The organism is Bradyrhizobium sp. 521_C7_N1_3, from assembly GCF_052075975.1.
Classification (GTDB): Bacteria; Pseudomonadota; Alphaproteobacteria; order Rhizobiales; family Xanthobacteraceae; genus Bradyrhizobium; species Bradyrhizobium japonicum.
Genome location: NZ_CP197232.1, coordinates 8099929 through 8122282, shown reverse-complemented (window position 1 = coordinate 8122282; position 22354 = coordinate 8099929). Strand labels below are relative to the sequence as shown.

The 22354-nt window shown below is 65.4% G+C and carries 21 protein-coding genes; 9 read left to right on the top strand and 12 right to left on the bottom strand.

Annotated elements, in window-relative coordinates; translation table 11 throughout:
• Positions 1–144: 144 nt before the first annotated feature.
• Together AB7008_RS38220 and AB7008_RS38215 are read left to right on the top strand one after the other, a co-directional pair.
• Entirely contained in the window at positions 145–351 is a 207-nt protein-coding gene (locus AB7008_RS38220) for a hypothetical protein (protein WP_041953268.1), read from the top strand.
• A 293-nt stretch (positions 352–644) separates the two neighbouring features.
• On the top strand, positions 645–854 hold the full coding sequence (locus AB7008_RS38215; protein WP_080588645.1) for a DUF2934 domain-containing protein: 210 nt from the start codon (positions 645–647) through the stop codon (positions 852–854).
• Positions 855–1362: 508 nt separating this feature from the next.
• Here the strand turns inward: AB7008_RS38215 and AB7008_RS38210 are convergent.
• From AB7008_RS38210 to AB7008_RS38175, 8 genes are all read right to left on the bottom strand, one after another.
• Positions 1363–1740 (bottom strand): hypothetical protein, encoded by a 378-nt coding sequence (locus AB7008_RS38210; protein WP_028156406.1) that lies wholly within the window; start codon positions 1738–1740, stop codon positions 1363–1365.
• A gap of 246 nt (positions 1741–1986) precedes the next feature.
• The gene (locus tag AB7008_RS38205; protein ID WP_039153018.1) at positions 1987–2613 is read right to left on the bottom strand and encodes a methyltransferase family protein; all 627 of its coding nucleotides are present in this window, start codon (positions 2611–2613) and stop codon (positions 1987–1989) included.
• A gap of 28 nt (positions 2614–2641) precedes the next feature.
• Positions 2642–3673 carry an NAD-dependent epimerase/dehydratase family protein gene (locus tag AB7008_RS38200; protein WP_028156408.1) on the bottom strand — a complete coding sequence of 344 codons (1032 nt, stop codon included), beginning with the start codon at positions 3671–3673 and terminating at the stop codon, positions 2642–2644.
• Between the two features lie 29 nt (positions 3674–3702).
• Positions 3703–4239 (bottom strand): Mpo1 family 2-hydroxy fatty acid dioxygenase, encoded by a 537-nt coding sequence (locus AB7008_RS38195; RefSeq protein WP_264621414.1) that lies wholly within the window; start codon positions 4237–4239, stop codon positions 3703–3705.
• A 151-nt stretch (positions 4240–4390) separates the two neighbouring features.
• Positions 4391–5053, bottom strand: a complete 663-nt coding sequence (locus AB7008_RS38190) for an OmpA family protein (RefSeq protein ID WP_304491061.1) — start codon at positions 5051–5053, stop codon at positions 4391–4393.
• Positions 5053–5466, bottom strand: coding sequence for a hypothetical protein (locus tag AB7008_RS38185; protein WP_014493005.1), 414 nt, complete (start codon positions 5464–5466; stop codon positions 5053–5055). The genes AB7008_RS38190 and AB7008_RS38185 overlap by 1 nt, the downstream gene beginning before the upstream one ends.
• Before the next feature lie 88 nt (positions 5467–5554).
• Positions 5555–5842 (bottom strand): type II toxin-antitoxin system HicB family antitoxin, encoded by a 288-nt coding sequence (locus AB7008_RS38180; protein WP_304491060.1) that lies wholly within the window; start codon positions 5840–5842, stop codon positions 5555–5557.
• An 8-nt stretch (positions 5843–5850) separates the two neighbouring features.
• Positions 5851–8463, bottom strand: a complete 2613-nt coding sequence (locus tag AB7008_RS38175) for an ATP-dependent helicase (protein ID WP_304491059.1) — start codon at positions 8461–8463, stop codon at positions 5851–5853.
• A 237-nt stretch (positions 8464–8700) separates the two neighbouring features.
• On the opposite strand from AB7008_RS38175, the gene AB7008_RS38170 reads away from it, so the two are divergent.
• Positions 8701–8871, top strand: coding sequence for a DUF1328 domain-containing protein (locus AB7008_RS38170; RefSeq protein WP_014493008.1), 171 nt, complete (start codon positions 8701–8703; stop codon positions 8869–8871).
• Between the two features lie 129 nt (positions 8872–9000).
• On the opposite strand, the gene AB7008_RS38165 is transcribed toward AB7008_RS38170, so the two are convergent.
• On the bottom strand, positions 9001–9495 hold the full coding sequence (locus AB7008_RS38165; protein WP_028147665.1) for a thioesterase family protein: 495 nt from the start codon (positions 9493–9495) through the stop codon (positions 9001–9003).
• Between the two features lie 84 nt (positions 9496–9579).
• Here AB7008_RS38165 and AB7008_RS38160 point away from each other — a divergent pair, with 84 nt between their 5' ends.
• From AB7008_RS38160 to AB7008_RS38150, 3 genes are all read left to right on the top strand, one after another.
• Positions 9580–11004 carry an FAD-binding oxidoreductase gene (locus AB7008_RS38160; protein ID WP_304491058.1) on the top strand — a complete coding sequence of 475 codons (1425 nt, stop codon included), beginning with the start codon at positions 9580–9582 and terminating at the stop codon, positions 11002–11004.
• A 206-nt stretch (positions 11005–11210) separates the two neighbouring features.
• Complete coding sequence (locus AB7008_RS38155; protein ID WP_304491057.1) at positions 11211–12557, top strand: Spy/CpxP family protein refolding chaperone; 1347 nt, start codon at positions 11211–11213, stop codon at positions 12555–12557.
• Between the two features lie 118 nt (positions 12558–12675).
• Entirely contained in the window at positions 12676–13038 is a 363-nt protein-coding gene (locus AB7008_RS38150) for a hypothetical protein (protein ID WP_028156413.1), read from the top strand.
• 6 nt (positions 13039–13044) lie between these two features.
• On the opposite strand, the gene AB7008_RS38145 is transcribed toward AB7008_RS38150, so the two are convergent.
• Together AB7008_RS38145 and AB7008_RS38140 are read right to left on the bottom strand one after the other, a co-directional pair.
• Entirely contained in the window at positions 13045–14712 is a 1668-nt protein-coding gene (locus tag AB7008_RS38145; protein ID WP_304491056.1) for a SulP family inorganic anion transporter, read from the bottom strand.
• A 207-nt stretch (positions 14713–14919) separates the two neighbouring features.
• Positions 14920–16398 carry a caspase family protein gene (locus AB7008_RS38140; protein ID WP_304491055.1) on the bottom strand — a complete coding sequence of 493 codons (1479 nt, stop codon included), beginning with the start codon at positions 16396–16398 and terminating at the stop codon, positions 14920–14922.
• Positions 16399–16824: 426 nt separating this feature from the next.
• Between AB7008_RS38140 and AB7008_RS38135 the strand changes: the two genes are divergently transcribed.
• The 3 genes from AB7008_RS38135 to AB7008_RS38125 are packed head-to-tail and all read left to right on the top strand — an operon-like array spanning position 16825 to position 20722.
• Entirely contained in the window at positions 16825–17856 is a 1032-nt protein-coding gene (locus AB7008_RS38135; protein ID WP_441260457.1) for a TRAP transporter substrate-binding protein, read from the top strand.
• A gap of 22 nt (positions 17857–17878) precedes the next feature.
• On the top strand, positions 17879–19732 hold the full coding sequence (locus AB7008_RS38130; RefSeq protein WP_049826279.1) for a TRAP transporter large permease: 1854 nt from the start codon (positions 17879–17881) through the stop codon (positions 19730–19732).
• A gap of 12 nt (positions 19733–19744) precedes the next feature.
• On the top strand, positions 19745–20722 hold the full coding sequence (locus AB7008_RS38125; protein WP_369525457.1) for a hydroxyacid dehydrogenase: 978 nt from the start codon (positions 19745–19747) through the stop codon (positions 20720–20722).
• A 194-nt stretch (positions 20723–20916) separates the two neighbouring features.
• On the opposite strand, the gene AB7008_RS38120 is transcribed toward AB7008_RS38125, so the two are convergent.
• Positions 20917–22083: an ABC transporter substrate-binding protein gene (locus AB7008_RS38120; RefSeq protein WP_441260456.1), complete on the bottom strand. Its 1167-nt coding sequence runs from the start codon at positions 22081–22083 to the stop codon at positions 20917–20919.
• Positions 22084–22354: the final 271 nt, after the last annotated feature.

Sequence of the window (22354 nt, the reverse complement as noted above, 5' to 3'; positions counted from 1 at the left end):
CAAGCCTGGCGTGACCCGTGCGCCAATCCAAATGACAGAGCCAAACGATAACGAATTATTAACCATGTTGGGCTATCTGGAGAATTGGGCATTCGGGGCGCGTGTGCTGGCTTGCGGGCCAGCCGGTAGCGTAGGCGTGGACCCATGGCCCTTGACCCGGAAGAACTCGTCACCCTGACAGATCACGGCTCGATGAAACTGCGCGCGGCAGTATCGCGCGCGATGACGTTGCCACCCAAGGAACGCAAGCGGACGACAATCGTCCGCGAGGGTGAACCGGCGATCCTGCATTTCGAGCAGATCAAAAAACTTGCGGCGCGGTGGAACGAACGGCTCGCGCCAGTCGACTGACTAGTTTCGCTGTGCTGGTGTCAATCGAGCCCCGAGCCCCCAAAGAGGCGGCCCGTGCACGGCCTCGTCGACCCTCGGTAAGCATGAGTTTGATGCCGGTCGCCGCATGCGGATTACCGTTCGTTGCTACCTGCGTCCGCGAGCGCTGCCGAGATTTTTCGCAATGAGCGCCGACCGCCCTTGAGCGGCACCCGCGCGACGCTTGGCTTCCGCTGCCCCGTTAAGATTTCATTAACCCTACGAGAGCAAGTCTTTTGGCTGGGGCCGGGCGGATCATTCGCAAGGAAAATCCCATGCCAAATCTGGAAGAGGCAATTCGCGAGCGCGCCTACCACCTCTGGGTCGCCGATGGGCAACCCGACGGAAAGGCGGAAGTCCATTGGATGCATGCTCAATACGAAATTCTCGCGGCGTCAGTCGCAAACCCTGCCGTAGCTGACATCGCAGTGACCAAACCCGCCAGAAGGGTACGATCTCCGAAAAGCAAAACTCGCGCTGACTAGTCCAGCGCGAGGACGTGTGCCGTTCGCAATTCGGTCGACGAGCTGCCGGTTGTCGTTGGAAAAGACATCCGACGATGCGGGAATTGGCAGCCTCGCTAACCCAAATTTCTTCGGGAGGAACCGACAACAACACCTAGACTATTCGTCGGGTCGGCAGTTCAATTGGCATTGGTTGATCGAGTCGGGTTCTCGCACCATCCAGCGCCGAGAGCGACGAGCGCCGACGTGACCAGAGCCGATGGCAACCAGTGTCCGACGGGACCAGCGTCCATAAGGCCAGCGTCAAAGAGGCCAGGGTCCAGAAGGCCAGCGTAGAGCGAGCATCAACCCTGCAAGCAGCCCGCCAAGTCTGCTCGCAGCCAAACTTGGCAAGACACGGCAAGGCCTTTGCTAATGAAGCTTGGGACCATCGGTCGCTCCGATGGTCCCTTTTCATTGGGTTGCCATTGGCGCGAGACATCGGGCGGCTGTCGCTCGCGCGTTCACCATGCAATCAATGCGCGGAACGCTATTTGATCGTCGCGTGCACAGTGATTACCGACGTGCCAGAAGCTGTCGGTCCCTGACCCGTCGCTTTGATGGCAAAGGTATCGCTACCCTTATATTTGGCCTTTGCCTTGTATTCGAACGTAGACAGGTTGAGCCTTTTCAGCTTGCCGTGTGACGGCTTTTGAGAGATGTCCGAGCCACTCACCGTGCCGCGCATCTTGATTGGAAATTGGCAACTTCCTCCGGACGCGAGGTCAATGTCGGCCGTCGAGTTCTCGCCCCAATCGGCTAGTGTGCCTGAGATTGAGCATTCAGAAACGGCCGCCGCCCGAGATACGGACAGCAGGCTTGGACAGCTAGCGATGAGCGTCAACGCAGCGACCTTTGACAACTGCATAATAGGCTTCTCCGTAGCGTTGTCAGTATACGGACTTCACTCCTCTGGCACCACGGGGCTAGGCGCATGCCCTCGCAGAGCCGCTCTCGTCCTGCGGGAGATTTCGTATTGTCGCTTGCTTGGCTGACAAGCAAGCGACTGATGGTAAAGCTTGGATCGAGCGCAAGTCCGACACTCGCAAGTCCGACACTAGCAGTAACGTCGTGCAGAGAAAGCGGAACGCTGCAACCGCGCCTTCGGGACGCTTCAGCGCGGCGACAGGAACGGAATGATCATCGGCACGCGGCGGCAATAGGCGCCATAGGCGTCTTCGCCGAGCTCCTTGGACAGAAACACCTCTTCCATCCGGCCCTTCTGCCACATGCCGAGCGAGATCAGGATGGCGCCGAGCATGGCGGTCACCGTGCCGACCGCGATGCCGGTCACCAGCATGCCGAGGATCAGGCCGGTGTAGATCGGGTGACGCACGATGCCGTACGGGCCGGTGTCGATGACGCGGTGATCTTCCTTGTGGGTGATGGTGTTCGACCAGAACTGGCCGAGATGGAGCCGTCCCCACCAGGTGAAGGAGATGCCGGCGAGCACGATCAGCGCCACGATGTAGACGCCGGTGTTGCTGAACACCCAGAGCGGCTTCTCGCCGAGTACTTCCGCGGTCCACGGCGTGAACAGGATGCCGCCCACCAGGATCGGGATGCGATAGCGGCCGGACTCCAGCGTCATCACCTGCTTCTGGGTACGGCCCTGCCAGAACGAGGCGCCGACCCAGCTGGCAAGCCAGGCGAGCCAGATCAGGGCGAGCAGTTGCGTCGGCCAGGTCGTGGTCCAACCACCCCAGGCGACAGAGAGAAGCTTGCTGAAATCGAAGGACATGAAGGTTCTTTGCGTTTGGGCGGCGGCTTCAGCTCGCGCGCGAGGACAGCGCGTGATGCTCGATGGCGCCGGAGGGCCGCTGGCCGTTGCGGGCGAGCAGATGGGTGATGGTTTCGCGCAAGACCGGTTCGATCGGGCGCGGCGCGTAGCCGAGCTCGGTGCGCGCCTTGCCGATCGAGAGGTCGCTCGCGGCAAGCGCGATGCGCACGCCCTCGGCGGTGCCGTTGGGCGGCCGGCGCGTGATGCGATCGGAGATGGATTCGAGCATGATCGCGGAGAGCTCGGCGATCTTGCCGGGCACGACGACAGGGAACTGCCGGCGGCCGCTCATCGCCGACATCATCCGCAGGATGTTGCCGAGCGGGACGCAGTCGCCGCCGAGGATGTAGCGCTGGCCGATGCGGCCGCGCTCCATGGTCAGCACGAGCCCCATCGCGACATCGCGGACATCGACGAGATTGACCAGGAAGTTGAGATGCGGCTGCACCTTCTTCTGGAGGAAGTACCAGAGCATCGCCGTCGGCGGCGTCAGATTGTGGTCGGCGGCGCCGATCGGCATGGTCGGCGTGCCGATCACGAGCGGAAAGCCCTCGGCCGCCGCCTTCGCGGCGTGGTGCTCGGCGAGCGACTTCGACCGCGTATAGGCGCCGGGCATCGCATCGGCCGGCTGCAGCGCCTCTTCGGCGGCAACGCCGTTGAGGTCGGAATAGGGGAACAGGATCGATTCCGTCGAGCAGTGCAGGAAGCGCGAGACCCCGCGCTTCATCGCGGCTGCGAGCACCACCTCGGTGCCGCGGCAATTGACCTCGTGGAAGTCCTGCTTGTTGGCGACCCACATGCCGGGCAGGCCGGCGAGGTGATAGACCTGATCGACGCCTGCGATCGCGGCATCGACGGCAGCGGCGTCAAGCACCGAACCGTGCATATGTTCAACGTCTGCGTTCGCCGCGGCCGGCGCACGGACATCGAGAACGCGTACCCGCTGCCCACGGGCGCGGAGCGCTTCTACGAGATGATGTCCGATGAAGCCGCTGCCACCGGTAACCAGTACGAGAGCCATGCAGAAGGTTTACTGTTTCGCTTCTAGAGCTATCGGGTTGAAAGGGAATTGGTCGGAACAGGCGCCAGAATCGCGGCAAGGTCGCGACGGAAGCCCAGTGCAATGAATAATTTCGCCATGACGAACATCGGTCCAAGCAGGAAATGCGCGGGGTGGTCGACCATCGACGGCTGCCGTTCCTCGAAAACCCTGTGGCCCACGATCTGCGCTGCGACGCCAGATACGATCAGCACCGCAAAAATCGACCACATCATGACGATCGAGGCCTGATTGCCGATTGCGGTTGCGACCGAAAGCAGCACGATCATCGCGGCGAGGATGCCGAGTCCGATCCCGGCGTCCAGCATCAGCCAGTAGACCAGCACCGGCAGGGCCGCAACCACGGCCAGGCTCACCTCGATCCCGAAGATGGGAAAACGCACGAGAGTGAGCGGCAGCACGGCGCCGGTGAAGAGCAGGAGGATTCCGACCACGTGCATCGCGCAGTTCCAGGGATCGCGATGATATTCGACGTAATCGGCCAGTTGGCGTTGAAAATAACCAGCCATCTCGGTCTCGTGCAGCATGGGGTCGGGGAAGGGCGAAAACAGGCTATAGCACCTGATAGAGCAGTGCACAAACCGGCTCGCGTGTCGCGCAAAGCATGGCTGTTGTGCTTTCGACAGGCCGTAAAACGGTCGGAACTTCAAAGAGTTCCGTCAGGGGAAGCGATCTCGCTCAGCGCTTCTTGGCGGGCTTTTTCGCCGCAGGCCCGGGCGCCACAGCCGGATGCGCAGGCGCGTCCTCCGGCACCTTGGCATAGGTCAGGATCTGCAACTGGCCGTTGACGGCAGAGGTCGGCTTGGCCCGGTCGAGAAACTGCTCCTCGCCGAGGCCGATCGGATGCAGCCGCTTGGTCGAGATCTTGAAGGTGTTCACCAGGACGTCACGGATCGCATCGGCGCGTCGCTGGCTCAGGATCGCATTGGCCTCGCGCGTCTTCGCACTGGATTCGACATGGCCGACGATCAGGAAGGTGTAGGGCAGCAGCGAGGAGTGGACCAGCGCGTCCGCGATGCGGCCGACGGTCTGGTAGGACGCCGGCTGGATGATCGGCGTGTCGGCGTCGAACTGGATCTGCGCGTTGAAGGCGGGCAGGTTGGCGAGGTCAGGCGCGATCAGCGGGCGGTTCACCGGACCCGGATCGTTCTTGATCCTGGCCTTGGCGCGCTCCATCACCTGCTGCTTCATCGCGGGAAGGTCGACCTCGGCGGCCTGTTCGAAATGGTTCAGCTTGCCGACGATGTCGTCACGGGTCGGCGCCGCCGGCTGCGCGCTTGCTGCGCCCGCGAGCAGGGCCAGGACCACGACCATCGTGATGGCGATTCCGTTCGCGCGCATCACCGATACCCCGCGTCGTCGACGGCCTTCAGGCAGTTGTTGCTGATGCCCTTGGGCGTCGAGACCAGGCAGGGGATCGACTTGCTGGTCTCCTTGGTCGAGCCGCCGCAGACCTTGACGATCTCGCGCTGGCAGGCGTTCGCCACCGTGACGCGCGCGGCGACGCGCTTCTGGATGGCATCGAAGGCGCCGAGATAGTCGCTCTGGCATTGCTGGGAGAGCACGTCGCGGTTGCGGGACAGGCACTCCTTCAGCCGGGTCGAGTCCGGATTGACGCCGCGGCAATTGGCGACGATTTCCGCGCCGCAACTCTTGGCCAGGAGCCCGATCGAATCGCCAAAGCTCATGGTCTCCGCCGCCGCAAGCGACGGCATCCCCAATGCCAGCAAGATCAGTGTGATGCCCCGGACCATGGGTGCATCTGATACGGGGAAGTTCGCGGTGGTCAAGGGGCGTTCGGGCGAGAACTGTCGAACGTCCGGCCAGTGCGGCGAACAGTCCTCACTCGGCCTCAGGGAGGGGCGGCCATTCGATCAGGGCGACCTTGTGTTTCCTGAGGTCTTCGGCCACAGCAGGGTCGGCCTTGAGCTCGTCCAACGTCCGCGGCGGGGGAAGCTGGCGCCCGTCCGCGCTCAGCTCCTGCGCATAAAATGCGAGCGCCTCGGGCGCACCCTCCAGGGCCTCGTCGACGTCGTCGCCACCGGAAATGCAGCCCGGCAGGTCGGGAAACCACAAGCCGACGGCGTCGTCCGGGCCTGCGTCCTCGATGATGGCGACGTACTGAGGCATACCAGGCCTCACGCCCGCTGCACGAAGCTGTCCACGACCTTCTTCTCGCCGGCCTTGTCGAAGGCGATGGTGAGCTTGTTGCCGTCGATCTTGGTGATGCGGCCGTAGCCGAATTTCTGGTGGAAGACGCGGTCGGAGAGGGAGAATTCCGAGGTGGTGCCGGTGGATTTGGCGACCAGTTCGCCCTCGATCGTCATCGGCCCGCGGCGGCGTGAGGAGAAGCTGCCGAAATCCGGGCCGGATGAGGAGGAGAACGACGAGGCCTGTTCCTCAAAGCCGCCTTGGCCGCCGCCACTGCGTCCACCGCCCCGGTTGCGGTTGGCCTGGGCGCGCTGCCAGCCCGGGGTCGAATAGGTCGAGCCGAACGCCTCCATGTCGTCGAAACGCGAGGCGCCGTAGCCGCCGGTGCCGCCCCAGGCCGAGCCGCCCTTGGATTCCGTGATCTCGACATTGGCGGACGGCAGTTCGTCGAGGAAGCGCGACGGGATCGTGGTCGACCAGGTGCCATGGATCCGGCGGTTGGTCGCAAAGTAGATCTTTGCGCGGCGCCTCGCGCGGGTCAGGCCGACATGGCCGAGCCGGCGCTCTTCCTCGAGGCCGGCGCGGCCCTGTTCGTCCAGCGTACGCTGGCTCGGGAACAGGCCTTCCTCCCAGCCGGGCAGGAACACGTTGTCGAATTCGAGGCCCTTGGCCGAATGCAGCGTCATCAGCGACACCGCGTCGTCCTCGGCGCCGCCGTCGCGATCCATCACCAGCGAGATGTGCTCCAAGAACCCTTGCAGGTTCTCGAACTCCTCCATCGAGCGCACCAGCTCTTTCAGGTTCTCCAGCCGGCCCGCGGCGTCGGCCGAGCGGTCCTTCTGCCACATCTCGGTATAGCCGCTCTCGTCGAGCACGATCTGGGCGAGATCGGTGTGCGCGGTGACCTCGCGCTGGGCACGCCAGCGGTCGAACTGGGCGATGACGTCGCGCAAGCTTCCGCGCGCCTTCGGCTTCAGCTCGTCGGTCTCGACCACCGCGCGCGCCGCCTCGAACAGCGGGATGCGGCGCTTGCGGGCGTGGTCGTGCAGCATCTGCACGGTGGCGTCGCCGAGGCCGCGCTTGGGCACATTGACGATGCGCTCGAAGGCGAGATCGTCGGCCGGCGAATTGATGACGCGCAGATAAGCCAGCGCGTCGCGGATCTCGGCGCGCTCGTAGAAGCGCGGGCCGCCGATCACGCGGTAGGGCAGGCCGAGCGTGACGAAACGGTCTTCGAATTCGCGCATCTGGTAGGAGGCGCGCACCAGGATCGCGATCTCGTTGAGCTTCTCGCCCTGGCGCTGGAGCTGCTCGATCTCCTCGCCGATGCCGCGAGCTTCCTCTTCGGAATCCCACGAGCCCGTCACCGTGACCTTCTCGCCGTCATGGTCCTCGGTGCGCAGCGTCTTGCCGAGCCGGCCTTCGTTGTGCGCGATCAGGTGCGAGGCGGCGGCGAGGATGTGGCCGGTCGAGCGGTAATTGCGTTCCAGGCGAATGACCTTGGCGCCGGGGAAATCGTGGTCGAAGCGGAGGATGTTGTCGACCTCGGCGCCGCGCCAGCCATAGATCGACTGGTCGTCGTCGCCGACGCAGCAGATGTTCTTGACATGGGGCTTCTCCCTCTCCCCGTCCTTTGCGGGGTCGCGACGAGCTTCGCTCGCGCTGAGAGCGTCGGGCTGAGGGGCTGTCTCCACGAGTTCAGTCTGCGGAGAGTCCCCTTCACCCGCATCGCTTTGCGATGCGACCTCTCCCCGCACGCGGGGAGAGGTGAAGGAGGGCGACGCCGGCGCCTGCGACAGCAGCCGCAGCCACAGATATTGCGCGACGTTGGTGTCCTGATATTCGTCGACCAGGATGAATTTGAAGCGCTGCTGATACTGCCGCAGGATGTCCGGATGCTCGCGGAAGATCCGGATGTCTTCCAGCAGCAGGTCGCCGAAATCGGCGGCGTTCAAGATCTTCAGCCGCTCCTGATAGCTCGCATAGAGCTTGCCGCCCTTGCCGTTGGCGAAAACGGCGGCCTCGCCTGACGGCACTTGCGACGGCGTCAGGCCGCGGTTCTTCCAGCCGTCGATCAGGCCGGCCAGCATGCGTGCCGGCCAGCGCTTTTCGTCGATGTTGTCGGCCTGCAGCAACTGCTTGAGCAGCCGCACCTGGTCATCGGTGTCGAGCACCGTGAAGTTCGACTTGAGCTGCGCCAGCTCGGCATGGGTGCGCAGGATGCGGCCGCCGATGGAGTGGAAGGTGCCGAGCCACGGCATGCCTTCGACCGCATGGCCGAGCATCTGGCCGAGCCGATGCTTCATCTCGCGCGCGGCCTTGTTGGTGAAGGTCACCGACAGGATTTCGGCGGGGCGGGCGCGGCCCTGACTGAGGATGTGGGCGATGCGCGTGGTCAGCACGCGCGTCTTGCCGGTGCCGGCACCGGCCAGCACCAGGACCGGGCCGTCCAGCGTCTCCACGGCGTCGCGCTGCTCGGGATTGAGCCCGGACAGATATTTCGGGCCCACGGAGGCGCGCGCACGCGCGGCGATGCCGCCGGCTGCGGGCTGGTGGTCGGGTACGCTGGTGATCTTGCTCGGCTCGGTCATGCGAATCATTGGCCCCACGATGGCACCGCGGGGTGGTGGAAGGGAGCCTTCTTAACAGGGATTGGTCCCTATATGGGGCACCGGGGCGAGGTTTTCCACGTGCGCGGCGGGCCGATTTGTTCCCTCGGCGAGGGCGAATTTCCAGCTTGCGTGGGCCGGAACCATCGTTCCCGCGTCGAGATTGTCTGGACAGGTGGCGCGGCCAGCCGCGCCGACGCAGACAGACATCAAGACGAGGGTTTGACCATGCTAGGCTGGGTTGTGACGTTTCTGGTTATCGCACTGATCGCCGGCATCCTGGGCTTCGGCGGCATCGCCGGCGCCTCGATCGAGATCGCCAAGATCATCTTCTTCATCGCGGTCGTGCTGTTCCTGGTCTCGGCCGTGGTGGGCCTTGCCCGCGGCCGCAGGATATAGGTGTGACCCTCATGGTGAGGAGCGCGGAACGCACGTCTCGAACCATGAAGGCCCGACTGTGGCCTTGCATCCTTCGAGACGCGCGCTTCGCGGGCTCCTCGGGATGAGGGGTTAGAGCGAACGGTTCAGCTACCGCTTCGAGGGCATCGCCACGTTCCGGCCGATGCCCTCGGGCCGCGGCACGGCGCCGTGGGCGCCCACGACGGCTGCAATGCGCTGCCGGATATCGGGCGGAAAGGCCGCCACCTTTCGCGAGCCCATATCGATGTGGAGCGACATGTTTTCGGAGGTCGCCGACAGCCAGCCTTCGGTCGCGTGCCGCAACTCCTGGAACGTATGCAACCGCTTGTCGTCGGCTTCGAGCAGCCAGACCGACACCTGCACGGGATCGCCGAGGTGGATTTCGCGCAGATACCGCACATGGCATTCGGCAGTGAAGGTCGAGCCGCCTCGCTCCTTCATGTAGCCCGGCCCGATCCCGAGCTGTAACCACATCTGGTCGATCGCGCGGTCGAACATCACGTTGTAATAGGCCATGTTGAGATGGCCGTTATAGTCGATCCATTGCGGCTCGATCTGCATGATCGACGAGCGGAACGGCTCGGCAGCGGCGGTCTCCGGCATGTGTCTTTCCTGCTATGCGCGCGGTCGCTTGACTTGACCGGTCAGATGTCCTTTGCCACGGTTCTTCTGTCGGGAGGAATGTCCGTGGGTACGACCATCACCAATAATCCGCCGCGGGTCGAGCCGAAAGCCCTCGCAAGCGCGCTGGAGCAGCTTGCCGCGCGGTTCGGCAACCGCCTCATCACCTCGCAGGCCGTTCGCGAGCAGCACGGCCATACCACCACGTGGATCGTCAACCAGCCGCCGGACGGCGTGGTGATGGCGCAGGAGACCGCCGACATCCAGGACGTGGTGCGGATCTGCGCCAAGAACCGCGTCCCCGTCATCGCCTTCGGCACCGGCACCTCGCTCGAGGGCCAGGTCAATGCGCCCGCCGGCGGCATCTCGATCGACCTGCGCGACATGAACAAGGTGCTCGCGGTGCATGCCGAGGACCTCGACTGCGTGATCCAGCCCGGCGTCACCCGCAAGGCGCTGAACGAGCATCTGCGCGACCAGGGCCTGTTCTTCCCCATCGATCCCGGTGCGGATGCTTCGCTCGGCGGCATGGCCTCGACCCGCGCCTCCGGCACCAACGCGGTGCGCTACGGCACCATGCGCGACAGCGTGCTCGCTCTGAAGGTCGTGCGCGGCGACGGCGAGATCATCACGACAGGCACGCGCGCCAAGAAATCATCCGCCGGCTACGACTTGACGCATCTGTTCGTCGGCGCCGAAGGCACGCTCGGCATCATCTCCGAGTTGACCATTCGCCTGCGCGGCATCCCCGACACGATCGCGGCCGGTGCGGTGTCGTTCGAGACCGTGCACGGGGCATGTCAGGCGGTGATCCTGGCGATCCAGACCGGCATTCCCGTGGCGCGCATCGAGCTGCTCAACGCCGCGCAGGTGAAGGCCTGCAACGCCTATTCGAAGCTGACGCTGCCGGAAACGCCGCTGCTGCTGATGGAATTCCACGGCAGCGAGGTCGAGGTCGGCGAGCAGTCCAAGGCCTTCGGCGAGATCGCAAAGGATTGCGGCGGCGGCGACTTCTCCTGGACCACCAAACCGGAAGATCGCACCAAGCTGTGGCAGGCGCGGCACGACGCCTATTGGTCGGTGAAGGCGCTGCGGCCCGGCGACAGCATCGGCGTGGTTGCAACCGACGTCTGCGTGCCGATCTCGCGGCTTGCCGATTGCGTCGGCGAGACCGAGGAAGATCTCAAGCGGCTCAACCTGCTGTCGCCGATCGTCGGCCATGTCGGTGACGGCAATTTCCACTGCTCGCTGGTCTGCGACACCAACGATGCCGACGAGATGGCGCGCGGCGAAGAGTTCATGCATCGCCTGGTCGAGCGCGCGCAGGCGATGGACGGCACCTGCACCGGTGAGCACGGCATCGGCCAGGGGAAGCAGAAATATCTCAAGGCGGAACTCGGCCCCGAAGCGCTCGACGCGATGCGGGCGCTGAAGAAGGCGTTCGATCCGCTGAATATCTTCAATCCCGGCAAGATCGTGCCGGAGGCGTAGAGCATGATCCGGAAAAGTGTGCCGCGGTTTTCCGAAAAGATCATGCTCAAACAATAACCTAAAGCGCGATGATGATTCATCCCAATCTCATGGCGCTTTAGCGCGCGGCCGGCTGCGTCGCGGTCGCGGAACTTTCGGCAGTCAGGCCGGTTCCAATTTCCGTCAATTTCCGCTGCCTCGATGGCGCGGCTCTGCGGGAGGATGCGATGTTGCGACCTGTCATTGGAATTGCCGTGATGGCGCTTGCCTGCATGCTGGCGGGCACGGCTCTGGGCAAGGGCGGGCACGGTGGCGGCCATGGTGGTGGGCACGGAGGCGGGCACGGAGGCGGACATGGCGGTGGCCATCACGGCGGCGGTCATCATGGTGGCGGTCATCATGGAGGCGGCCATTTTGGCGGTCATGGCTTCGGACACGCGCATGGCGGAGGGCATCATGGCGGGCCCCGCTTCGCAACGGGCGCGCGACATCGCGGCCCGAACTTCGGCCAGATCCGCAATGCGGCCGTCCGTCCTGCGAATTTTCGCAACGCCCTCAACGCGCATTCCAGCGCCTTCCGCAACGGCCGTCTGATCAGCAATCCGGCCGCGCGAGCCCAGATCGCGGCGGTGGCCGCACTCGCCGGCTGGCACGGCGCCAGCAGCGGGTGGTGGCAACATGCGGGCGGCGGTTATGGCTGGGTCGGACCGCTGTTCTGGCCGTTCGCCTACAACGATCTCTACGATTACACGATCTGGGGCGACGGTCTCGGCTTCTGGGGCTACGGCTATCCGGACATCTATGCCGGCATCTTCGGGCCCTATGGCTATGACGGTCTCTCGGCCTATCTGCCGCAGCGGCCGCAGGGACGGCGCCAGGCGCGCGGCGTCCCGCTGGATCGGCTTTGCGGCAGCGACCGCCGCGAAATCGTCGGTCTGCCGATCGACCAGATCGCCGCCGCGGTGCAGCCGACCGAGGCGCAAGGCGCAAGCCTCGACGAACTCGGCAACGCCTCGATCCAGGCGTCCGAGATGATCCGCGCGTCCTGCCCGTCGCAGGTCGCGGCGACAGCGCCAGGTCGGCTGACGGCGATGCAGCAGCGCATCGAGGCGATGGAGAAAGCCGTCGATCTCGTTCAGCCCGCCCTCGATCGATTCTACGGCTCGCTCACCGACGAGCAGAAGGCGCGCTTCAACGCGCTGGCCGAGGATCAGCGTCGTGCGACGGCTTCCGGCAACACCGGGGGATCGCTGGTCCAGAATTGCGCGACCACTGCTGCGCTCGATTGGCCCAGCACTGACATCGAGGCGAGGCTTCATCCCAACGACACCCAGCGTGCTGCGTTACAGGTGCTCCAGGATACCAGCGCCAAGGTCAGCGCATCGCTCAAGGCGGCCTGCGAGCCCAGCGACGTGATGACGCCGCCGGCGCGAATGGCAGCGGTTCGCAAGCGGCTCGACACGATGCTCGACGGCGTCAAGTCGGTTCGCGCGGCGCTGGAGGATTTCTACGCCACGCTGAATGACGAGCAGAAGGCACAGTTCGAGGCCATCGGACCACGTCGGACGTCCTGACTGCATATCGATAATGCGTGGCGGAAAAATCGCCTCGCCGATCTCGATCGGCCTCTCTATGCTGGGCGAGGCGGGAGCGTGGAACTACGGCGGCTGGAAGACCATTGGTGACGGGGCAATGAAGTGGTTCGCGAAGCAGAAGCCGGCGGACATCTGGGACAAGACGATCGAAGGACCGCTCGGCGACATCGAGGCCGCCGAGCGCATCCGCGCGATCTGTGACGCCGCAGCCGCGAGCGCGGCCGGTTCGGCGCGCAACGACACGCGCGAAGGTGCGCGCTATGAACGCGCGGCCAAGGTGGCGATGGAACTTGCGATGAAGATCTCGGATGGATTGATGCGCGACGCCGCCGTCCATCGCATCGTCGATCTCTGCATGAAGGCGAACGACCTCAAGACCGCGCAGATCCTGTTTCGCGCGATCCACGCCAGCTGGATCCGCGAGGCGGTGCAGCGGGATCATCCGACACTGGCGCAATAACGGCGATTATTTCGCCAGCTTGCGCACGGCTTCATCGACGCTGTGGAAGACGTGTTCGCGGGGCAGGGCGTCGAACAGTCTGAAACGTTCGAACGCGTTCTGCGCGCGCACCGATTCCAGCCGCGCCAGCGCGACGGTGACGCCCTGTTCGCTGCACGTCTTGAAGACGTCGAGCAGGATCTGCGCGGCGGTGAAGTCGATCTCGACCATGCCGCTCGCCTCCAGCACCAGCAGTTGCGGCGTCGACGTGCCGAGCACCTTGGCCACGTCGCTGCGAAAACCCGGCGCGTTGAGGAAGGACAGCGGCGCCTGGAGCCCGATCACGGCGACGCCGGCGATGCGCTCGCCGGTGATGTGCGGATGCGCCGGCCACCAGATCGTGGTGCCCGGCACGCGCTCGAACTCGACGAGCCGCGCGCGCGTCGTGCTCCAGATGCCGTGCAGCAGCGACAGCACGATGCCGAGGAAGGCGCCCTGCTGGATCGGCAGCACGATGATCAGCGCGGCGGTGGCGACGATCAGCAGGAACTCGCTGAACGATTGCCGGTAGATCGTGGCGATCTGCTTCACCCTGATGATCCGCAGCGCCACGAACAGCAGGATGCCGCCGAGCGCGGCGTCCGGAACGTGCTGCAGCAGCCCCGTCCCGAACGCGAGCAGCGCCAGCACGATTGCCCCGGCCGCAAGGCCCGCGAGCTGCGATTGTCCGCCGGTCTCGGCAACGATCCCGGTTCGCGGCGGGCTGGCATTGACCGGAAACGCGCCGAACAGGCCGGACAGCACGCTGCCGGCGCCTGCACCGAGGAAGTCGCGATCGACATCGGCGGGCTTGTCGGGATCGGATGGGAACGACCGCGTCGTCGCGGCGGTCTGCACCATCACCACGACGGTGATCACGAAGGCGAGCGGCACCAGGCGCACCCACAGCTCCGGTGCAAGGTCAGGCAAGGTCGGTCGCGGCAGCGTGCCCGGCACCGCACCGACGACGCTGACGCCCTTGCTCTCGAGGCCGAGCGCGATTGTGGCCAATGTCGCGGCGACGAGCCCGATCAGCGCACCCGGAATTTTCGCGCTGACCCTCTCGGCGATGAAGACCACGGCGAGCACACCGAGCCCGATGCAGAGCGTGAAGGGGTTGGTGCGGCCGAGTTCGGTCGCGAGCACGCCGATGCGTTCGAGCGTCGGGCCGCTCGGTGACGGAAGCCCGAGCACGCCCGGCAGTTGCGAGACGATGATGTGGACGGAGATGCCGGCGAGGAAGCCGACCATCACCGGCACCGACAACAGGTTGGCGATGCCGCCGAGGCGGAAGGCGCCGCCGGCCAGCATCATCGCGCCGACCATCAGCGCCAGTGCGATGGCAAGCCCCTGATACTCAGGCGAGCCGGTGGCAGCGAGCGCGGCAAGTCCGCCGGCGAAGATCGGCGTGATCGTAGAATCCGCGCCGCAGGACAGGAAGCGGTTGCCGCCGAGCAGCGCGAAACCGAGCGAGCCCGCCATGAACGCGAAGAAGCCGATCTGCGGCGCAAAACCGCCGAGCCGCGCCGTGGCCATCTGCTCGGGGATCGCAATCGCCGCCAGCGTCAGGCCCGCCATGAGGTCGCCGGGCAGGGCATAGGACGCGAGTGACCGGAACAGCGGCCATGAGTTCTTGGCGGGCGCGTCGTGCGGCATCGATATGGAATCCCCGGAAGGGCTGGCGTCAGCAGATCAGACTACAGCATTTTCGGGAAGATTGGTTCTCTGTGGCCTCTCCGTCGTCATTGCGAACGAAGCGAAGCAATCCAGAATCCCACCGCGGAGGGAGTCTGGATTGCTTCGTCGCAAGGGCTCCTCGCAATGACGGAGGGCACATTTGTCCTCCGCATTGCGCGAGCGGTCTCAGTACCTGCCTCGGTTGTAGTCGCCGCGTCCGTAGCCGCCTCCGCCACGGCCGCCCATGCCCATGCCGAGACCAATCCCGACACCAATTCCGACGCCCACGGCTTCGGGCGGCGGCGCGCGCTCGTAGACCACTTCGTCGGGCGGCGGCCGGCGAGGCTTCGGCGGCGTCTCGACCACCTTTCGCTTCGGCGGGGTGTCGTCGACGCGTTTCTTGATGACGGGCGCCACCGCCGGATTGACCGGCGTTGCCGGTGTCGACGGCGCCGAGCACGGGCAGGTCGGGGCCATTGCGACGGCGACCGGAGCAGGGGCTGCTGCGGCCGCGACGGGCAGGGCGTAGTTGCGGTTCTGCACACGCAGCAGCAGCCGGCGCGCGGTTGCGGCGAGATCGCTGTTGTCCCAATTCGCCAGATAGGCCTCGAACGAAGCGCGGGTGTTGATCGCGGTGGCCCGCTCCCAGGCCAGCATCTGACGCCGGCGCTCCAGGATCGTGCGCAGACGCGGCGTGTAGGAGGCCTGTGCGTAGAGCTCGACATAGGCCTGATACGCCTCGACGGTGTCGTCGGCGATCACCAGCTCATAAGCAGCCTTCGGCTCCTTGCCCTGCAAATCCTTGCGCCAGTCCGCGACGCTGCGCGTGCCGCTGGCGAGTGCCATGGCGGATGCGCCCGGGAGAGAAGGCTGTCCGCCGCCGCTCTCGCCGCCGAAGAACCTGAAGTCGGTCGTCAGCGACGAGCTTTCCCACGGGATCTGCCGCCCGTCGGTCGATTGCGCCACGGCGATGCGGATGCGCTTGAACACTTCCTCGATCGGCAGGTTCGGCTGCTTGGCGACGGTCAGCGCGGCCGTGGTGTACGGGCTGTCGATGCCGGAGCCGTCCTCGGCTTCGGCGCCGGGCGAGGTCGAATAGGAGATGAAGGAGCCGGGTGCGCCGGCCTTGGTGTCGACGATCGCAAGCCCGTGGCCGGCGCCGCTGAGCGCAGGGAACGGATTGTTGCGGCAGGCATCCAACATGAAGATGCGTGCCCGCGTCGGCAGCGCGCCGAGCGTGTTGAGCAGATCGTTCAGCCGCACGCCCTGGAGCGGGATGTCGGCCTCGCGCTTGGGATCGAGATCGACCGGCACCAGATAGTTCTCGCCGTCGATCTGGAGGCCGTGGCCGGCATAGAACACCAGTGCGACGGTGTCGGCGCCGCTGGCGCTGACCTTGCCGGCGAAATCGGAGATCGCAGCGCGCATCTCGTTCTGCGCCAAATTGGCCGCCGTGGTGACGGTGAAGCCGGCATTGCCGAGCAGCTCCGTCATGCCCTTGGCGTCGTTGGCGGCGTTGGGCAGCTCCGGCACGGTGCGATAGGCCGATTGACCGATCACGAGTGCGAGCCGCGCCTCGGCGTCGGCGTCCGTCGGCGTCATCAATTGCGCGAGCCCGACAAGGCTGGATGCAAGAAACAAATTGCGAAGGACTCGACGGCGCATGGTGTCACCTCCATCGGCAATGCGCACGATGATCTCACCTCTTCTAGGTCGCCGCCGCGCGGCTGTCTGTGCCCTGGATCACGCTGCAAGCTGCGGCAAAATGGGGCAGGGCGTCTGCCGGGGCCGCTGGGTATCGCTCCGGCGGCATTCATGTGAATCGTGCATTGATCCATGCACCAATTGGATTGATCCCTGCTGCTGCGCGAAGCGTCCTGTCGCACATCTGCCCGCGGGCCGATCCGATCGAGAATCCCGGACAAACATGGTTGTTTTGACCGCGCCGATGCCGTCGATGTTCGCGACACGCCGCTTTGCGGCGGCCGCCCGCGACCCTTGCCTGCCCCGTCGCTTTGGCCATACAGTCCGCGCAACAGGCCGTGGCAGCGATCTCGGCCGTCAACAAGAATTTCGGGGAGAGACCGCGCCATGACCATCGTGCCCGTGAGCCGTCGCACGTTCATCAAGTCGTCGACGGCGGTCACCGCCGGCCTCGTTCTCTCTCCTGCCATCATCGGTCGCGCCGAAGCGGCGACGCTGAAGCTGAAATGCTCCTCCTCGCTGCCGAACGATCCGAAATATGCCAACGGCCGCGTCTACTATGACAACCTCGTCAAGAACCTGAAGGGCAACGGGCTCGGCGAGCAGGTCGAGGTCGCCTTCTTCCCGGACAACCAGCTCGGGCAGGAGATCGACGTCATCAATTCGGTGAAGCTCGGCGTCATCGACCTCATGGTGTCGGGCTCGTCGATCTCCGCCAACCTGGTGCCGCTGGTCGGCACCTTCGACCTCGGCTTTCTGTTCTCGAGCTTCCCGCAGCAGACCAAGGCGTTCGATTCCGGCGCCGCCAAGCCGATCGAGGACGCGCTGCTCAAGGGCGGCAATATCCGCATCATCGCCTGGGCCTATAATTTCGGGTCACGCAGCGTGCTCGCGAAGAAGCCGGTGAAGACGCCGGAGGATCTCGCCGGCCTCAAGATCAGGACGCTGCCGAATCCGGTGATCACGGAATGCCTCCGCCTGATGGGCGCGGCCGCGACGCCGCTCGCATTCGGCGAAATCTACACGGCGTTGCAGGCCGGCGTGCTCGACGGGCTGGAGCACGATCCGCCGACGATCCTGGCCAGCAAGTTCTTCGAGACGGCAAAGTTCTATGCACTGACGCAGCACAATTTCTCGCCGCTCGCGGTCTACTTCAGCGACGTGACCTACAACCGCATGGATCCGAAGCTGCGCGAGGGTTTCCTCGATGCCGCCAAGAAGGCCGCGGCCGACACGCGCGCCCACGGGCTTGCGGTCGAGAAGGAGGCGCTGACGCTTTTGACCGAGAAGGGCGTGACGGTGGCCGAATGCGACCGCGAAGCCTTCAAGAAGCGCGTCGCGCCGCAGCACGAGAACTTCATCAAGGCGCGGCCGGAGTCCAAGCCGGTCATCGACATCATTCGCGCGACGCAAGCTTGAGATGACCAAGTCTGAGATGGCGATGACAGCCGCCGTACCCCTCTCGGGCGGCCGCCACGGGAGCATTACGCTGCTGCTTCGCCTCAGCGACGCGATCGCGGCCATCCTCCTGGCCGCCGATCTCGTGGTCGTCTGCGCGTCGGTGCTGCTGCGCTTCTGCTTCAATGCGCCGGTCGAATGGTCTGACGACGTCGCGCGCGGCCTGATGGTCGGCTCGGCCTTCTTTGGCGCGGCGAGCGCGCTGGCGCGCGGCGAGAATGTCGGCGTGTCCTTCTTCCGCGATCTGCTTCCGGTGCGGCTGCGCACGCTGGTCGATGCCGCTAGCGCGCTTCTGGTCGTGCTGATCTCCGGCTATGTCGCCTACAACGCGATCAAGCTGGGATCGTTGACTTCAGGGCAGACTACCGGATCCGGCCTGCCGCTGGAGCTGACCTTCTACCCGATGGGAATCGGGGCGCTGTTCATGACGGTGTTTGCGATCGATCATCTCTGCGCCAGGCCGCTGCCCGACATCCTCAGGGGTCTCGTTGCCATCGTCGTCGTCACCGGCCTCTATCTCGCCTGGGATTACCTGTCGCCGTCTACCGTGCCGTCGGCGGGCACGCTGATGCTGATCGGCTTCTTCGCGACCCTGTTCGGCGGATTGCCGATCGGGTTCGCGCTGGCGCTGGCCGCGCTGATCTTCATCTGGGTCGAGGGCGCGCTGCCCGGCGTGATCTTCGCCCAGCAGATGGCGCGCGGCATCGACAATTTCGTGCTGCTCGCGATTCCCTTCTTCATCCTCGTCGGCTACCTCATGGAAGCCAACGGCATGTCGGTGCGGCTGATCGAGCTGCTACAGCGCGGCGTCGGCCGCATGCGCGGCGGCCTGAACGTCGTGATGGTGGCCTCGATGGTGCTGTTCTCCGGCATCTCGGGCTCGAAGATGGCGGACGTCGCCGCGGTCGGCTCGGTGCTGATCCCGGCGGCGCGCCGCTCGAAGCAGAACCCGGGCGGCGCGGTGGCGCTGCTTGCGGCGTCCGCGGTGATGGCGGAAACCATTCCGCCCTGCATCAACCTGATCATCCTGGGTTTCGTCGCGAACCTGTCGATCGGCGGCCTGTTCGTCGCGGGACTGTTGCCGGCGGCGTTGATGGCGCTGGTCCTGATCGCGGTCTCGATCATCTTCGGCAAGCGGCCGGCGGATACCGAGGACGTCGCGCCGCAGATGCCGGTGTCGGGCTTGTGGAGCGGTGCGATCGCCTCGTTCGGCCTGATCTTCATGATCTTCTTCGGCTTCAAGAGCGGCTTTGCCACAGCCACGGAAATCTCCGCCTTTGCTGTAGCCTATGCCCTCATTGTCGGCAGTCTCGTGTTCCGCGAGCTCGGCTTCAAATCGGCCGCGCACAGTTTTGTCCAGGCTGCGACGCGCGCGGGGCTCGTGCTGTTCATCGTGGCGGCGGCGCAGTCGCTGGCGTTCACGCTGACCTTGCAGCAGGTGCCGCATGCGGTCGGTGATTTCATGCTTGGGCTGTCCAAGACCTCAGGCGTCTGGCTGTTCATCCTGCTCGCGATCGCGGTGCTGATCGTGATGGGCTCGGTGCTGGAAGGCGCCGCCGCGCTGATCATCTTCGGGCCGCTGCTGCTGCCGGTCGCCGTGCAGCTCGGCGTCGATCCCCTGCATTTCGGCGTCGTGCTGGTCATCGCGATGGGTATCGGCCTGTTCGCGCCGCCGCTCGGGCTCGGGCTCTACGGCGCCTGCCTGATCGGCAATGTGCCGATCGAGCAGACGGTGAAGCCGATCATGGGCTATCTCGGCCTGTTGTTCCTCTGCCTGCTCGTCATCGCCTTTGTGCCATGGCTCTCGACCGCGCTGCCGCGGGCATTCGGTTACTAAGGGAGTCCTGTCTTGAAAGTGTTGCTCGCCCATACGCCGGAGATGCGTCGCAATTACTACGGCGACCGCAGCTTGAACGGCCTGCGCGCGGCCGCCGAGGTGATCCTGCACGAGAGCGACGACACGCTGGATGCCGCCGGCCTCGTGCGCGCGGCGCAAGATGCCGACATCATCGTCGCTGATCGCATGACGGAAGGGCGCGGCGAGATCTTCGCGCAACTGCCGCGCCTGCGCGCCTTCGTCCGCTGTGCCGTGGACATCCGCAACATCAATGTCGATGCAGCGTCCGCGGCCGGCGTGCTAGTGACCCGCGCCGGTCCGGGCTTCGTGCAGGCGGTGGCCGAGCTCGCGCTCGGCTTCATGGTCGATCTCTCCCGCGGCGTGTCCCGGGCGACGGCGGATTACCAGGCCGGCCGCAAGGTCGAGGCACGGATGGGCCGCCAGCTCGCCGGCAGCCGGATCGGCATCATCGGCTATGGCAGTATCGGGCGCTATCTCGCCGAGATCGCCAAGGTGATGCGCATGGAGGTGCTGGTCTCCGATCCGTTCGCTGATGTCAGCGACAGCGCGATCCGGCAGGTCGGGCTCGACGAGCTTCTTGGTGCGTCCGACTACGTCGTCTGCCTCGCGATCGCCAACGAGCAGACCGAGAATTTGATCGGCGAGGCGGCGCTGGCGCGCATGCAGAAGCATGCCGTCTTCATCAATCTCTCGCGCGGCAATCTCGTCGACGAGGCCGCGCTGGCGCGCGCGCTGCGTGAGAACCGCATCGCTGGCACCGCGATGGACGTCGGCCGCGCGCCCGACCAGATGCCGAGCCCGGAGCTGGCGAGGCTTCCCAACGTTGTCGCGACGCCGCATGTCGGCGGGCTGACACCACAGGCGATCGAATACCAGTCGCTGGAAACGGTGCGGCAGGTCGAGGCGATCGTCAAAGGCGAGGTCCCGCAAGGCGCAGTGAACGCCGAGCGCTGGACGCGGCGGCCTTGAAGCTGCGGTGCTAACGCAAGTTATGCCGTCGCTGTGTGCCCCAAAGCTCCCGCATCGTCATGGCCGGGCTTGACCCGGCCATCCACGCCTTTGCCGGCAATGCCAAGAACGTGGATGCCTGGGCCTTCGCCTCGCCGAAGCGGCTGCGGCCGCGCAGGCGGGGCAAGCCCGGGCATGACGACCTCCTGCCGCAACTACAGCCGATCCACCGCCCTGAACGTCCCGTCCTTCTGGATCACGGTCAAGAACACCTTCGGCGGCGCGTCGGTCATGCGCGCGCCGACGGTGACGATGCTGCCGCTGATGTCGAAGCGGCCGACGTCGTTGATGGCGCGCAACAGGCTCGCGCGGGTCGGCTGCGGCCCGGCCTTTTCCAGCGCTGCGGCCGCGAGGCGGCCGGAGAGATAGCCTTCGAGCGACACGAAATCCGGTGTCAGCGTCGGGTCGAACGCCCTCTGCGCCGCCTGGTAGTCGGCGACGAGCTTTTGCGAGCGATCCCAGGGAAACGGCACGACCTGCGAGACGATGACGCCTTCGCCGTCGGGGCCAAGCTCCTTGGCGAGCGCATTGGCGCCGACGAAGGAGATGTTGACGAAGGTCGGGCGGAAGCCGCTGCGATGCGCGAGCTTGATGAACTCCGCGCAGGGACCGTAGGTCCCGACCATGACGATGGCTTCGGGATCGGCGCGCTTGATCATGCGCCAGGCCGAGCCGACCGCGCGGGTGTTGCGCTCGAAGGTGCCTTCGGCGGCGAGCTCGAGGCCGCGCCTGGCGAGTGCGCGCTTCACGCCGGCAAGACCGTCGCGGCCGAAGGAATCGTCCTGGTAGAAGATGCCGATGCGGGTGAAGTGGCGATCCTCGGTCAGGTGCTTGACCCAGGCCTCGGCCTCAGCGCCATAGCTCGCGCGGATGTTGACGACATTCGCAAGCTCAAGGTCGCGCAGGAATTCGGCGCCGCTGAACGGACCGATGAAGGGAATGTTCCTGGTACTGGTGATCGGTATCGTCGCCATCGCGGTCGGCGTGCCCACCGCGCCGATCAGCGCGAACACCTTGTCGTCCTCGATCAGCCGCAGCGTCTGCACCACCGAGCGGTCGGGATCGTAGCCGTCGTCGCGGCTGATGAGCTGGAGCCTGCGGCCGTGGACGCCGCCCTTTTCGTTGATCTCGGTGAATGCCGCGACGATGCCTTGCCGCATCCGCTGCCCGAGCGCGGAGGAGGGGCCCTCGAGCGCGGCGGCCTGGCCGAACAGGATCGCATCGTCGCTGACGCCGACCTCGTCGCCTTTCGCTGCAGGATTGGCGGCGGCGAGTAGCGCGACGGCCAATGCGACGCAGGCCGCTGATCGCGATCGTGTCATGAGGATGCATGCCGGATGAGGGAATACCTGCCGGAACGATAGTCTCGTCGTCCTGAACAGCTCGCTAACCCCTGATGTAACAGTGCTCCGTAATACACCGGGGAAAAGCGGCAAATTACTTCCACAATGGGCCCTGCTTGCAGGCCAATCGTTAACTAAGTCGCGCAATCTGCGACGACCCCCTTCCGAAATTGTGCGGTTCTTAACCGCGATCCTTGTCCGATAGCGGTTCCGGCAGCTCAACCAGAAGTGGGTTGCCGCGCCGAGGGGG